Here is a 14,357-nt window from a genome sequence, read left to right on the forward strand (position 1 = left end):
ATTATTTTGTGAAAAAGGGTTACTAGGAGGCTTATTATGGAACACCATTCAGGATACGGCAAATGGGTTGCCGGTAAGAGAAGTAAATGGGTTACGCTCATAGTCTGGATTATGACGATAGGAGTACTTACGGCTATATGGCCTGGAGTCGGTAGTGAAGAAATAAACAACGCTCCCAATTTCAACGATGATGTGGCCTCTGTTCAGGCACAACAGTTAGCGGATAAAGAATTCCCTGGCGGAACGGGTACACCTGCATTATTAGTATGGCAACGTGAAGGGGGGCTAAGCGATGAGGACTTAGGTCATATACAAAGTCTATACGCTAAGCTTACGACGAATCCTGTGCCCCATCAAGATAGTGTACCACCCTTCGACAAAATCCCTCTACCGGGCTTAAAGGCGCAGCTCTCTGAAGATCAGAGTACAATAGTTACACCTGTATTGTTCTCCAAAGAATCAGATAGTGATCAGCTAAAGGAAGGAGTAGAAGTACTTCAGACATTAGTGAATACAGAGTTCGGTAATGATCCATTTGCTGTTAAGCAAGGCGTAACTGGTGAATTAAGTGCAAGAGTAACTGGACCTGTCGGGATTTCAATAGATGCTACAGGACTATTCAAGAATGCCGATATCCAACTTATGATAGCAACAGTCCTATTAGTACTAGTGTTTCTACTAGGTATATATCGTTCCCCTATTCTAGCATTCATTCCACTGATTGGGGTAGGATTTGCTTATGGGGTAATCAGTCCTGTATTAGGTTTCTTAGCCTCTAAAGGATGGATCACTGTCGATGCACAAGCGATATCCATTATGACAGTACTACTGTTCGGTGCTGGAACGGATTATTGTCTGTTCTTGATTTCTAGGTTCCGTCAGGTTCTTAAGGAAGAAGAAAATAAAACGAAGGCATTACTTAAATCAATTACGGATTCATCCGGAGCGATTGCCATGAGTGGATTCACGGTTGTGTTGGCACTTCTAGCACTTATACTGGCTCAATATGGTTCATACCACCGTTTCGCAGCACCATTCAGTATTGCTATTTTCATCATGGGTATCGCGAGCTTGACGCTTGTTCCCGCACTACTTGCGATTATTGGGCGTGTTTCTTTCTGGCCCTTCACTCCTCGTACGCCACAAATGGAGGTGGATCGTGCCAAGAAGAACGGGAACCCATTACCTAAGCCTAAAGAACACCGCGAAAGTTGGATTGGTAAACTTGTAGTAAATAAGCCGTGGACAGTTGTCATTGTTACGGTAGTATTGCTTGGAACAATGGCTTTATTCTCTAATCAGGTGAAATTCACGTATGATATCATGTCCTCTTTTCCTAAAGATATGGCTTCTAGAGAAGGGTTCGATACGATCGGGAAGCAGTTCTCACCAGGTGAGCTTGCCCCTGTCAAAGTGATGGTTGATACGGAGGGTAAGGATGAATCTCTAGGGGAGAAATTAGCAGCTCTACCTTTTGTGAGTCTAGTATCAGAACCAGAGCAAGGAGCACAGAATAAGAACATTGTAGCTTATGAAGTGGAGTTCAATATGAATCCTTATTCACTTGAAGCTATTGGTCATATTCCAGACATACGATTAGCAGTAGAGCAGTCTCTTAACGATTCTGGAATTAATGATCCTGCGGATAAGGTATGGATTAGTGGTCAGACGGCAACGCAATATGATACGAAAAAAGTGGGCGAATCGGATACACGAGTAATTATTCCTGTCGTCATCGGCTTGATCACGATATTACTACTACTCTATCTTCGTTCCATTGTAGCGACCCTTTATTTGGTGGGAACAGTGATCTTGTCCTACCTCTCAGCACTGGGTCTGGGATGGATTATCCTCCATTATTTATTCGGAGTAGATGCCATTCAAGGTTCCATTCCACTCTATTCCTTCGTCTTCCTAGTGGCTCTAGGTGAAGATTACAACATCTTCATGATCTCGAGTATATGGAGCAAGAGTAGAAAAATGCCACTCAAGCAAGCGATTAAAGAAGGAGTTGGCGAGACGAGTTCGGTCATAACTTCGGCGGGTCTGATCCTAGCGGGTACCTTCGCAGTCTTGGCAACTTTACCGATACAAGTATTAGTGCAATTTGGACTTATCACCGCTGTAGGTGTGCTTCTAGATACATTTATTGTTCGTCCATTCCTAGTACCAGCCATTACGATGTTATGTGGTCGTTTCGCTTTCTGGCCTGGTAAATATGTTGAAATTAAAGATCATGAAGAACGAAGTTCTCAAGGTTAAGTTTGCACAAAATTTGCACAGAGTTTAATATACAACCACCAGAGAGAATTTAATCTGGTGGTTGTATATTTGTTATAGAAGATATTTGACAGCTCTCTTATAGTGCGAACCTCTTATATTTAGAAATGGAGTGAATTTCTTATGGTAGCTTTGATGCCTAAAGATATAGAACAAATGATCCATGAGCATAAACAGTTTCTCTACAGTGGACGTACAAGTGATCTTCAATTTCGTCTTGATCAACTAAGGAAGTTGAAAGAGGCCATTCAACGCTATGAACAACAAATTGTATCGGCGCTGTATCAGGATTTACGGAAGAGTGAATTCGAATCTTTCGAAACTGAAATTGGATTAACATTAGAAAGTATTCGCTACATCATGAAACATCTTAAACGATGGATGAAGCCACAAAAAGTAAAGACGCCGCTCTATTTGCTTCCATCCAAAAGCTACATCATGAATGAGCCATACGGGACAGCTTTAATTATTGGTCCCTTTAATTATCCTTATCAACTATTAATTGAACCCCTCATTGGGGCAATCGCAGCGGGCAACTGTGCTGTACTTAAACCTTCGGAAAGTACACCCCATGTCTCGGCTGTCATTAAAGCTATGGTGAGTGAAACGTTTGATGAACACTATATTCGAGTCATTGAAGGAGAAAAGGAAGCCACCGCATCACTGATTCATGCACCGTTCGATTATATCTTTTTTACAGGAAGTGTAGCGGTGGGTAAGATCGTTATGGAGGCTGCCGCCCAGAATCTTATACCTGTGACACTGGAACTTGGTGGAAAGAGTCCCGTTATTGTCGATCGTACAGCAAATCTTGAGATAGCGGCCAAGCGTATTATTTGGGGGAAATTACTCAATACGGGTCAGACATGTGTGGCTCCTGATTATGTGCTTGTCCATACGGATATTAAAGAAGCACTAATATCGAAAATGAAGGAAGTTATCACAAGTTTTTATGGAAGCGATGCCTTACATAGCGCCGACTATGGACGAATTATTAACGAACGTCAATTTGATAGGCTTGTCTCTATTATAGAGCAAGATCAGGCGAACCTATTATATGGTGGGAGATCCGTAAAAGAGGAATTATATATTGAACCCACGCTTCTTGAAGCTGTCTCATGGGATGATGCAGCTATGCTGGATGAGATATTCGGCCCCATTTTGCCCATTATGGCGTATGCCCATCTAGATGAAGTGATCCATATGATTAACGATCAACCTAAACCGTTAGCATTATATTTGTTTGCCGAAAATAAAGAAGTCGAGAATCAAGTCTTAACCCGGATCTCCTTCGGTGGAGGTTGTGTTAATGATACGAATTCACACGCGGCAAGTGCACACCTACCCTTCGGAGGCGTAGGTAATGCGGGTATGGGAGGCTATCACGGCAAACATAGCTATGATACCTTTTCACATCGCAAAAGTATCTTAAAGAAAAGTACTAGAATAGACATAGGAATCATCTATCCACCGTATCGTAATAAATTGAAATGGCTTCGAAAACTTTTGAAATAACGAATGATCTAATGATCTAAGAATCTAATGATCTAATGGGAGGCAGTCTTGACACAAGGCTGTCTTATTTTGTCGTTTTCTAAGGGGAAACGTAAATTAAAGAAAGGTATTTTAGTGCATCATGATCTACAATGTGTTCTTAACAGGAGGTAGACATGATGAAACTGAAGAGGGATATAGAACGGGAAAGACAGAATCTTCATGAATTGGTTATACGATACGGTCTTTGTGATCCGAGGGTGTTAGAGCAGTCTGTCATTCTGGATGTTTATATAAATGAATATAATAGAGTAAAGAAAAGAGAGAGGGAAAGAAACGAGGCGAGTGCTTAGAGACTTATGAATATCTGCTGTAGAGGTTTCGGATCTGGATCACGCAGGGCTTGTAACAAAAGACTAGTATCAGGAGAGAGTTACTCCGCTGATACTAGTCTTTTTTACAAGAAAGCTTAGTGGCTTGCATTTGCATCCCTATTGCAATGGTATTGGAACATCGTTCTTGCGGTGCGCCGAAGTTAATTAACCTTTTGGTTATTGTAGGTAGTGTTTCAACAAGGATCGAGTCTTATTAACCTTGGTCATTCAGCTTCATTAAAGGTTCTTCGGCAGGCCCTTCCATAACTTGTCCATCGTAGTTAAATCGAGAACCATGACACGGGCAATCCCAAGAACGCTCGGCTTCATTCCACTCCACCTCGCAACCTAGATGGGTGCATGTGGTATCAACGAGAAATAATTGTCCCTTCGGGTTTTTGTAAGCACCGGCTCTTTTTCCATTATGGATGACGACTGAACCTTCATCTTGCCCAAGCTCATCTGCTTTTCGATGAACCATGCTTATTTTACCTGTTACTAATTCTTTAGCAACATTGGCATTCTGGACAATAAAATTCTTGATGCTTGGATCGGCTACAAAGCGCGAAGGTGTGAATAGCTCCGCATAGGGATTCTTTTTGCGTTGGATTTGATCGCTAATCAGTCGGGCTGATACCATACTCGTTGTCATCCCCCACTTAGCAAATCCAGTGGCAACATAGATGTCTTGATCATGCGAGGTAATCTGTCCGATATAGGGGACTTTATCAAGTGTAATTAGATCCTGAGTAGACCAGCGAAAAGGAATGCTCTTGATGCCAAAAAGCTTTTCACCGAAAGCCTCTAGATGCTCATAGTGTTGATAGGTACAAATGCCTTGCCCTGTCTTGTGGCTATCTCCTCCCACGAGAATGACTTGCTCGCCGTTTTGGTTAGCCGCTCTCAAAGAACGATTAGGATCATCTACGCTCAAGTACATCCCTCCAGCAAAGGGCATTGTCGGCTTGATTGCAACCACGTAGGAACGTTCTGCATACAATCGTGAGAAGAAGAAACCACCACCATCAGAGAATGGGAAGTGGGAGGCAGAGACAATGTGGCGGCACTTCAGATGATGATCTCCTTGATGTGTTCTGAGTATGAGTAGTCCTTCTTTTTCAATTTTTTTGGATAGGATTGTGTTCTCGTATATGACTCCACCCGCCTTGATGATCTCTTCGACCAACCGCTTCAAGTAGGATAAAGGATGGAACTGTGCTTGATTGGGCAGTTTGATCGCACCCTTGATGACAAGTGGGATGGGGACATGGTTTGTCCATTCACCGGGAATACCAAGTTTCTCATAGGCATCAAATTCTTTCTCTAGCTTGTCTAGTGCTGAATCACTTTCAGCATATAAATAAGCGTCCTCCGTTTGCCACTCACAATCGATTTTTAGTTTCTTAACTAATTGGGCCATCGAATCTAACGCTTCTTGATTCGCACGGTAGTACTGAGTTGATTTCTCTGGGCCAAAGTGCTGAAGAAGCTCATGATAAATGAGACCATGCTGAGCGGTGACCTTGGCCGTGGTGTGTCCCGTCGTACCTGCTAATATTTTTCCTGCATCTATTAAGGCCACTTTATATCCTTGCTTCGTCAACAGATAGGCTGTTGTTATCCCTGTGATTCCAGCGCCTACGATACTAACGTCCACAGTCATATTCTCGGTAAGTTGCGGAAAAGTGGGCAAATCACTTGATGCCATCCATAAAGACTCAGGATATCTCGGCAGCTCACGAGATGATGCGTTTTTTTCATTCATGGGATAGTTCCTCCTAATTATTATGCTTATGTTAGTTATTGCCACAATTTCTTCAGGGGAAACTAAAATGTACTTGAATTAGCCATGATTGCATGAATTGGAGATCATGTTACAGAAACATCAACAACGCTAAAGTGGCGTTGTATTTATGCTGTCAGTTACTATATGATAGTTGTGGGGGACCCTCTCCGGAATCATTTTTTTTATATGACATGGTACGTAAAGGAGCGAACATATGAGTAAAGTACATCAGTACCTTTTCCAAGACCATACAGCGGACTTGGATACCCGGGTTAAAGATTTAGTATCTCGTCTGACATTGGATGAGAAGATTGAGTCCATGTTACAGTATCAACCAGAGGTGACACGACTCGGAGTTGGTGCATACAAACACGGAACAGAAGCAGCTCACGGACTTGCTTGGCTCGGAGAAGCTACAATGTTTCCACAGCCCGTAGGACTGGCTTGTACTTGGGATACGGAGCTTATGAAAGAAGTCGGTGAAGTGATCAGTGACGAGGCGCGTGTATTCTATAAGCGCAATCCTGCTGTGAACGGGCTGACGTTGTGGGCACCTACAGTTGATATGGAGCGCGATCCTCGTTGGGGACGTAACGAAGAAGCTTATGGAGAGGATCCAGAGCTGACTAGTGAACTAGCCACTGCCTTAGTAAAGGGGATTCAAGGAGATCATCCTGTATATCTTAAAGCTGTAGCTACGCTTAAGCACTTTCTAGCGAATAATAATGAAGTAGATCGCGGTGTAGGTTCATCAAGTATCGACCCACGTAACATGAGAGAGTACTATTTGAAAGCTTTTGAACAAGCATTCGTAGAAGGTGGAGCGCAGTCAATGATGACAGCGTATAATTCGGTCAACGGAACGCCTGCACTTATTCATCCGTATGTGAATGAAATCGTAAAAGAAGAATGGGGTATGGACGGTTTCATCGTAAGTGATGCTGGAGATGTCATGGGAATAATGAATGATCATAAATATTATGAATCTCATACTCCAGGTGTAGTCGAGACGATTAAAGCCGGAATTGACAGTATTACAGATGATGCTGAAATTTCCATGAAAGCTATGCGTGAGGGATTAGAGCAGGGATCACTTACAGAGGCTGATTTGGACCTAGCGTTATTCAATACGTTTCGTGTTCGTTTCCGTCTAGGAGAATTCGATCCTGAAGAGAACGTACCGTACGCTTCTATTGGTGAAGAAGCCTTGATGACTGAAGCAGCGCAGAAATTGTCTTTGAAGGCAGCGCAGAAATCGATCGTTCTACTTAAGAATGATAACCAGACACTGCCACTTAGCAAAGAGAAGTTGAATAAAGTAGCTGTGATTGGTGAACTTGGCGGCGTAACTTATCGGGACTGGTACTCAGGTACACTTCCTTATGCCATCACTCCTCTACAAGGAATTGAGAAGAAGTTGGTAGGGAAACAGGTAACATTTAAGGATGGTAATGATCAGATCAGTTTGAGCAGCGTTGCCAATAACCAATGGGTAGCCTTTGGTGAAGATGAGAAGGCACCGTTAATTGCGAACAAGTCACAAGCTAATGAGGCTGAAAGCTTCATCCTGTCCGATTGGGGTTTTGGAAGTTACACATTGAAGTCCAATTCCAATGGTAAATATGTTACGACAGATGAAGAGACATTGTTAGCTTCGGCTGATGAAGTATACGGTTGGTTTACAAAGGAAGATCTACATGTCCTTCCACAAGAGGATGGCAAGATTGCCTTGACGACTTGGGATGGTAAGAGCGTAACCGTGCCAGTGCAGAGCGATGGAGCGTTTAAGGTGTCCGAAGAAATCACAACATTCGGGGTAAATGAGAAGTTTAATAAGAATGTTCTGGTAAACGGACTAGAAGAAGCCATTGCAGCGGCTAAGGAAGCAGACACGGCTATCGTCTTCGTGGGTAACAATCCTCTTCTAAACGGGAAAGAGACCATTGACAGACCGAGTTTGGAACTTCCTGAATCACAACAGCGGTTAATTGAAGAAGTGTACAAAGTGAACAAGAATGTCGTGGTTGTCGTTGTAGGTAGCTATCCATTTACGATGAACTGGGTACAAGAGCATATTCCGGCGATTCTTTATTCATCACACAGTGGTCAAGAACATGGTAACGCGATAGCGGATGTACTATTCGGAGATATAGCACCGGCAGGTCGTACGAATATGACTTGGTATAAATCAGCAGATCAACTAACTAGCTTCTTGGATTATGACATTATTAAGAGTAACCGTACGTATCAATATTTCGAAGGTGAAGTATTGTATCCATTCGGACATGGCTTAACTTATAGTCCATTTGAATATAGCAATCTCACACTAAGTGCTTCTGAGATTACAGCAGAAGATGAGATCACGATTTCAGTAGATGTGAAGAATATCGGTTCAATAGATAGTGACGAAGTGGTGCAGTTGTATGTTCGTGCTCATCAGTCCCGTGTGAAACGTCCATTGAAGACGTTGAAAGGCTTTGACCGTATTCATCTGGCAGTTGGGGAGTCGCAAGTAGTAACCTTTACAGTACAGGCTAAGGAATTGGCCATTTGGGATGTTACCCGCGATCAATATTGCGTGGAGTGCGGAACATATTCCTTGATGATCGGAAAATCTTCGAACAATATTGTTTGTTTCGAAAACGTTATCGTTAAGGGTGAAAAGATTCCTCCGCGCAATTTGAATGTCGTTACAAGAGCTGAGAACTACGATGATTATAATGGCGTTATTCTAGATGAAAGCAAAGAAGGCGGCGTATGTATTGCTGAGATTGAGCAAGGCGATTGGATTTCATTCAATGACGCTGACTTCGGAGATGGAGTAAGCGGGTTTGAAGCTCGTGTATCTAGCATTGAAGCGGGAAGTGCTATTGAAATTCATGTAGGAAGTCCAAGTGGAACGGTCGTAGGCAAAGTAGCCATAGCCAATACGGGTGGATGGCAACAATGGACTACGGTGAATACGGAAATCACAGGTGTTTCTGGTTTGCAGGATATTTACTTGGTATTTACAGGTTCACTGCGCATTAGTACATTCCAATTCGTGAAATAAGACAAAGACCAAAAAAGGATAGAGAAGCAGATAAATCATCTGACCTCTTTATCCTTTTTTTGGTTAGTGATTGTTCCATAACCTTGGGAAATAAGATTCTGAGTATTGAGAATATCTCCATAATTATGTGACTTAAATCACAAGGCTGTTTTCATTCTTTCTTTAAGATGAAGTTAGGGCCTAAACTAACATCTTATTAGCTAAGAGAGATATAAATGATGGAATGGGGAAATGCAGGATGAGCGATTTTACATTTGAGGACATGAAGTCGATTGCAAGGAAAAGGTTGGGAGCTGAAGTTCCACTCGAGTTATTTAGGGCTATTAGACTTATTGGTCTTAATCAAAGTTTGCCAGCTGGAGGAAAAGGTACAACGATGACCATCGGTAGACAAATTGGAAAAAGCTTACCCGTGACTTCCGTCGAAGAACTTCTTCAGCTCATTGAGGATTTGAAAATTGGTATTCCACACATCATAAGTAGTGATGAACGAGGGATGCATATCGCTGTTGAGGATTGTTTCTGTGAAGGGCTTCCCGTTCAAGAAGGCAAGATGGTCTGTGATCTTGAAGGAGCCATTATGGAAGGTGCATTAACGAAGATATTCAATAAAAGAGTGACTGCTAGAGAAGTGAAATGCAATGTTAGCGGAGATGAACGTTGCGAATATGAACTGAGATTCTAATTGTGGAATTTACGGTGAGCCAATCATGAAATGGAGGTTTTTCTAATGGAAAAGAAAGAGTTACTTTCAGTCAAAGCATATGATCAAGATAAATTCACTAAACGTATACTGTTCAAAAGCGGTGAAAGTGTTGTCTTTGTACTAAACTTTATGCCAGGGCAGGAACTTCCTACACACCAGCATCCAGGAACAGCAGTATTTATTCTAGTTCTTAATGGAAGCGGGACTGTAACGGTGGATGGAGAAGAATCTATTGTAGTTCAAGATGATGTCATTTCGTGCAATGGCGACGAGCATTTCTCCTTCAAGAATACAGGGAGTATTCCTACAAGTCTCTATGTCGTACTTAGTAAAATTCCAGATGAAAGATATGTCCAAGAGGTATAAGTAACTTACTCTGCGGGTAGGTGGAAGCGATCCCTGCCACCATCACGGTAAGTATCGTCAAATGGAATGTACAAAGAAATCGCTCTTTTTGAAATGTTTGAAGGTATGTCCATTTCACTAAAAAGAGCGATTTTTTCTGTTTTTTTTGAAAAGATAAGAAAGTATAAGTTTCACTTGAATCAATTTCAAAATCGCCGATGCATCTAAATCGATTTGCGTAATTATGAAATTGATTCTTGATACTCTATTCCTTATATTACTGCTGAAACGGGTGCCGTCTTCGAAAAAAGGACGGCATTGCCGTTTCTACATGGTTAACAATGGTTGCATAAAGTAGTTTGTAAATAGATTAGGGTTTCGTTCCTAATGGTCATGTTTGTAAGAGGAAATTCGACGATACATCTTTTTGTCTTTAAGCATCTTGAAATGGGAACTTGACGGAAACAGGTTCGCTTCGATGATCCAGACGTAACCGTCCTGATCGAATCCAATGTCTAGCCCGTAAATACGATGCCCAGGGAATAAGAGCTCCATCCGCTTGGCCGTTCGTAATACTACACGTTCAATTCTGTTTGTTAACTTGGTTTTCGATTTGTGTCTGAGCGATGACTCTTTCAGTGCTGATCTTACCAGCATCAGCTTTCCATGGCTTCTGCCAATGTTGGATACGATGTACCCCTTACCGGCTATCTTAGCTACTTTACCTGTCACTTTCCATGTAGTATGGTGATGTCTGCGTTGTACAATGATTCGCATATCAAAAGGACGACCATGGACCGTAGCCCGCGAAATAAGGCGCTGTACCATATAATTGTGTGAACTGCTGATATGGTTCTTTAGGTAACTATAAGCATCGTCCAGACTACTGAAATCAAGTTTTTTATTTTCAATATGGACCTCGTATCCATGTTCTCCCCCTAAATTTCTTACTTGATACACCCCACGTCCCCGGCTACCGCCGATCGGTTTAACGACGACTTGACCATACTTGTTGATCAGTTCTTGAAGTGATGGGTATGAGAACTGTTGCGTGCGAGGTAGGTGGGATGCTAATGAAGAAGACTCCTCCATAAATTTGTATTTAAGCCATTTGTTCTTACTCAGTTTCATAAGGATTTGCCACCTTTCGTGAAGGAAATCCGATATCTTGCAAATAAATTTCAAGTAGCACTAAGAATGCATAAATATCTATATGGGTAATATCTCCAATATTCGCGATTCGGAAGGTATTTAGGTTCTCAACTTTTCCAGGATAAATCGTAAATCCCTTCGTATAAAAAAAGTCATGCATCTTCTGAAAATCGTATCCATCACAATCGGGTTCGGTAATGGAAGTTACCAATTTAGAATGGCATTCTTCTCGAACGATATGATTTAACCCCAATCGATGTATGCCATGGATCAACGATTCCCATGATTTTGTATATCGCTCATATCTTTGCTCGACACCCTCAAGCATCAATTCATGAATGGCCTGATGGAGCGCATATAGAGTCTGAATGGGGGCGGTGAATCGCATCTGTTGATACTGATTGAAATACTTATATTGAGCATACAAATTCAAGTAATAACTTCTCGGACGGACCTGATTGAGTTCCTCCAAATTTTGTTTGCTAGCAATAATAAAAGATACACCCGGTAATCCTTGGACGTTCTTATTAGAGCTTGCCACGATATAACTGATGTTCATAGCTTCCATGTGAATAGGAACGGCTCCAAATGAACTTATAGCATCCACGATTAGCTTTACCTGGTATTTCTGGCACAGACGCCCTATAGATCCGACGTCATTTAATAGACCCGTAGTTGTCTCATGATGAACTAAAGCTAGATGTGAGATCGGACTATGGGTACTGTGAAGCAATTCCTCCAAAGCAGCCAAGTCCACTGGCTGATCGGGAGGACTTACAAATTCAAGGAAGTGTAATCCGTACACTGTAGCGATTTCGCACATACGTTTCCCGTAGGCGCCATTATTAATGATAATGACGGTATCCTCACCTATGACGGAGCTTAGCACGGAATCCACTGCCGCTGTTCCCGAACCCCCAAACAATACAGTAGTGTATTGTTTCTCATCAGCTACAATCTTTGTCAAATGGGTAGAAATAGAACCCATCAATTCACCGAACTCTGTCTCACGGGGGCAAATGTCAGGTACCACCTGGGCAAATTTAACTGTGTCTGTTGTTGTTGCGGGACCGGGGGTAAGCAGAATATTTCTTTTTACATTTCCCATGGTTGATCTTCCCCTTGTTGACTTGACTTAAGAGTCAGAGTTTAAGAACTTACGTAATCGATTCTTGACTTCATAGGGTTTGATATGAGGTCGAGCGAGATCTTTCTTGGAGCCTGGGGCGATTTTCAGATAAAGAAAGGTTAGACCTTTCTCCGCTTTCCACGCCATGATGGAGGAATGCAATTGTTCTAAATTGTGAACGTATAAGGATTTCGTATAGCCGCAAGCTGCAGTAATTCCGATAAAGTCAATATTGTCAGAGACGGTCTTTTGCCCGCCGGTCGAGTCGTGCGCGTTATTATCAAGCAGAATATGGAGCATATTTGGAGGGCTGTAATATCCGTTAGTCGCCAGAGAGCCCATGCGCATGAGTAGGGAGCCGTCTCCGTCAATGACGACGATATCTTTATGATTCTGGGATAATGCTAATCCAAGTCCGATCGAACTGATACATCCCATAGAACCTACCATGTAGAAATTTCCAGCATCGTCTTCAACTTCGTATAATTCTCGCCCCGTCTTTCCGGTTGTGGCAAGATGCACGGTGTTGTTGTCCTTTAGCGAATGAATAGTGGAAAGAGCTTCGTAACGTTTGGGTAACTCGTCTGCGGTGCTTTTGATTCGTTTGAAGGGATGAGTTGTGAGTTTAAGTGCCTGGTTCTGTAGGATTTCCTCCTGAAATGTCCCTTTTTTAACGACAAAGAAGAAAGGGCGGTCTCGCTTGATATGTTCAATAGCTTTCTGTATCTGCTCTTTCACCTTCGTGATATCTGAAGATAAATACGCCCAACTTACTTCCATCAGATCTAGCAACTGCGTGGTAATTTGGCCCATCAATTCGTGTTGTGGTTCGTCCGGAATCCCTGGCTCACCGCGGAGGCTGACGAACCCAAGTAGTGGGATTCTGAACGTATAATTCAGAGATACCAAGGGTGAGACAGCATTCGCAAGCCCCGAATTCTGCATGAGAACAACGGGGTATTTCCCACCCAAATAAGCGCCACTTGCAATGGCTATAGCATCGCCTTCGTTCGTCGCGCCCACATATTCACAATCATTTATTGCATAATTGATCAGGTTCTTCAGAAAGGAGCAGGGAACTCCAGTATAAAAAGAAAACCCGGATTGTTTCAGTTCTTCTCCAAATTGTTTGGTGTCGATCATAGGGTGTCATCTCGGACCTTCTGTGATTTAGGGAGATATTTATTTTCGGCGGTCTTTAGCTCTTCAACTTGCTGGATTCGAAAGATCTCTTCTACGGTGGCTACGGTATTCTCTACAGCAAGTAGATTCTCATCTTGGTAAATGGTACGGGATATGGTCTGCATCGCGTCAATGGAAGCTCGTAGATTATGGTTAGCCCAGATGATGGTGCTAACTCCCAGTTCTTTAAACAAGGATGTCGGCGTGGAATAATATTTGGTGGGTACAATAATAATAGGGGTTTTACTCTTCCACGCATTCATGAATAATTCAATCTCAGAGGCATCTTGCCGTTTACTATGCACCAGAATTGCATCCGCTCCGGCACGTTCATATGCCTCGGCTCGCCGCAGCGTTTCTTCGAGACCGAAGCCTGCAATAAAGGCTTCAACTCTAGCGACGACAGTAAAGTCTTCATCGGCTTGGGTGTCTTTCATCGATTTTATTTTTCCACAGAACTCATCGATATCGGCAAGAGGTTGTGGCCCGTTGTCGATGAAGGAATTTGTCTTCGGAAAAAGTTTATCTTCGATACATACGCCTGCGATATTACGCTGCTCTAGTTTTTTTACAAGTCTTCTCGCATTATTAAAGTTTCCGTAACCCGTATCTCCATCAAGCAATATAGGTATCTTGGTCGCATCGCTCATGAACTCAAGCACATCAAGCACTTGTGTCCATGATGCTTCGTTACTATCCCTAACGCCCATCGATGATGAAATGGATAGTCCGCTAGCCCAAATTCCTTTAAATCCAGCTTCTTCCACGATTTTCGCAGATAAGCCATTGTGGGCTTCCATTAAATATTCCGTACTCTGAGATTGAAAGATACGCTTTAATTGAGTCGATTTATTCAT

The 14,357-nt window shown here is 42.4% G+C and carries 11 protein-coding genes; 6 read left to right on the forward strand and 5 right to left on the reverse strand.

All coding sequences use genetic code 11. The annotated features are described in order from the left end of the window. The first annotated feature begins 36 nt into the window (after positions 1–36). The 3 genes from J2T13_RS16640 (at position 37) to J2T13_RS16650 (ending at position 4,127) form a co-directional block, all read left to right on the forward strand. Positions 37–2,262 carry an MMPL family transporter gene (locus J2T13_RS16640; RefSeq protein WP_429373230.1) on the forward strand — a complete coding sequence of 742 codons (2,226 nt, stop codon included), beginning with the start codon at positions 37–39 and terminating at the stop codon, positions 2,260–2,262. Positions 2,263–2,415: 153 nt separating this feature from the next. Then, on the forward strand, positions 2,416–3,795 hold the full coding sequence (locus J2T13_RS16645; RefSeq protein ID WP_429373285.1) for an aldehyde dehydrogenase: 1,380 nt from the start codon (positions 2,416–2,418) through the stop codon (positions 3,793–3,795). Positions 3,796–3,950: 155 nt separating this feature from the next. After that, positions 3,951–4,127 (forward strand): Spo0E family sporulation regulatory protein-aspartic acid phosphatase, encoded by a 177-nt coding sequence (locus J2T13_RS16650; RefSeq protein ID WP_429373232.1) that lies wholly within the window; start codon positions 3,951–3,953, stop codon positions 4,125–4,127. Between the two features lie 235 nt (positions 4,128–4,362). On the opposite strand, the gene J2T13_RS16655 is transcribed toward J2T13_RS16650, so the two are convergent. Then, positions 4,363–5,913, reverse strand: coding sequence for an FAD-dependent oxidoreductase (locus J2T13_RS16655; RefSeq protein ID WP_429373234.1), 1,551 nt, complete (start codon positions 5,911–5,913; stop codon positions 4,363–4,365). Positions 5,914–6,148: 235 nt separating this feature from the next. Here J2T13_RS16655 and J2T13_RS16660 point away from each other — a divergent pair, with 235 nt between their 5' ends. The 3 genes from J2T13_RS16660 to J2T13_RS16670 all read left to right on the forward strand — a co-directional run bounded on the left by J2T13_RS16660 (position 6,149) and on the right by J2T13_RS16670 (position 10,058). Continuing rightward, the gene (locus J2T13_RS16660; RefSeq protein WP_429373236.1) at positions 6,149–8,986 is read left to right on the forward strand and encodes a glycoside hydrolase family 3 C-terminal domain-containing protein; all 2,838 of its coding nucleotides are present in this window, start codon (positions 6,149–6,151) and stop codon (positions 8,984–8,986) included. A gap of 238 nt (positions 8,987–9,224) precedes the next feature. Beyond that, the gene (locus J2T13_RS16665; protein ID WP_429373238.1) at positions 9,225–9,671 is read left to right on the forward strand and encodes a V4R domain-containing protein; all 447 of its coding nucleotides are present in this window, start codon (positions 9,225–9,227) and stop codon (positions 9,669–9,671) included. 45 nt (positions 9,672–9,716) lie between these two features. Beyond that, a complete protein-coding gene (locus J2T13_RS16670) occupies positions 9,717–10,058 on the forward strand; it encodes a cupin domain-containing protein (protein ID WP_429373240.1) in 342 nt (113 codons plus the stop codon). Between the two features lie 363 nt (positions 10,059–10,421). On the opposite strand, the gene J2T13_RS16675 is transcribed toward J2T13_RS16670, so the two are convergent. The 4 genes from J2T13_RS16675 to aepX are packed head-to-tail and all read right to left on the reverse strand — an operon-like array spanning position 10,422 to position 14,357. Continuing rightward, the gene (locus J2T13_RS16675; RefSeq protein WP_429373242.1) at positions 10,422–11,168 is read right to left on the reverse strand and encodes a YheC/YheD family protein; all 747 of its coding nucleotides are present in this window, start codon (positions 11,166–11,168) and stop codon (positions 10,422–10,424) included. Continuing rightward, on the reverse strand, positions 11,155–12,297 hold the full coding sequence (locus J2T13_RS16680; protein ID WP_429373244.1) for a 2-aminoethylphosphonate aminotransferase: 1,143 nt from the start codon (positions 12,295–12,297) through the stop codon (positions 11,155–11,157). The genes J2T13_RS16675 and J2T13_RS16680 overlap by 14 nt, the downstream gene beginning before the upstream one ends. A 27-nt stretch (positions 12,298–12,324) precedes the next feature. After that, positions 12,325–13,461 carry a phosphonopyruvate decarboxylase gene (gene aepY, locus J2T13_RS16685; protein WP_429373246.1) on the reverse strand — a complete coding sequence of 379 codons (1,137 nt, stop codon included), beginning with the start codon at positions 13,459–13,461 and terminating at the stop codon, positions 12,325–12,327. After that, complete coding sequence (gene aepX / locus J2T13_RS16690) at positions 13,458–14,357, reverse strand: phosphoenolpyruvate mutase (RefSeq protein ID WP_429373248.1); 900 nt, start codon at positions 14,355–14,357, stop codon at positions 13,458–13,460. Before aepX ends, aepY begins: the two co-directional genes overlap by 4 nt.

The sequence above is a fragment of the Paenibacillus sp. DS2015 genome (assembly GCF_050433705.1).
Classification (GTDB): Bacteria; Bacillota; Bacilli; order Paenibacillales; family Paenibacillaceae; genus Paenibacillus_AQ.

Excerpts from the sequence above, each read along its gene's own strand:
- J2T13_RS16640 (WP_429373230.1), top strand. The coding sequence starts at position 37 with ATGGAACACCATTCAGGATACGGCAAATGGGTTGCCGGTAAGAGAAGT.
- J2T13_RS16645 (WP_429373285.1), top strand. The coding sequence starts at position 2,416 with ATGCCTAAAGATATAGAACAAATGATCCATGAGCATAAACAGTTTCTC.
- J2T13_RS16650 (WP_429373232.1), top strand. The coding sequence starts at position 3,951 with ATGATGAAACTGAAGAGGGATATAGAACGGGAAAGACAGAATCTTCAT.
- J2T13_RS16655 (WP_429373234.1), bottom strand. The coding sequence starts at position 5,913 with ATGAATGAAAAAAACGCATCATCTCGTGAGCTGCCGAGATATCCTGAG.
- J2T13_RS16660 (WP_429373236.1), top strand. The coding sequence starts at position 6,149 with ATGAGTAAAGTACATCAGTACCTTTTCCAAGACCATACAGCGGACTTG.
- J2T13_RS16665 (WP_429373238.1), top strand. The coding sequence starts at position 9,225 with ATGAGCGATTTTACATTTGAGGACATGAAGTCGATTGCAAGGAAAAGG.
- J2T13_RS16670 (WP_429373240.1), top strand. The coding sequence starts at position 9,717 with ATGGAAAAGAAAGAGTTACTTTCAGTCAAAGCATATGATCAAGATAAA.
- J2T13_RS16675 (WP_429373242.1), bottom strand. The coding sequence starts at position 11,168 with ATGAAACTGAGTAAGAACAAATGGCTTAAATACAAATTTATGGAGGAG.
- J2T13_RS16680 (WP_429373244.1), bottom strand. The coding sequence starts at position 12,297 with ATGGGAAATGTAAAAAGAAATATTCTGCTTACCCCCGGTCCCGCAACA.
- aepY (WP_429373246.1), bottom strand. The coding sequence starts at position 13,461 with ATGATCGACACCAAACAATTTGGAGAAGAACTGAAACAATCCGGGTTT.
- aepX (WP_429373248.1), bottom strand. The coding sequence starts at position 14,357 with ATGAATAAATCGACTCAATTAAAGCGTATCTTTCAATCTCAGAGTACG.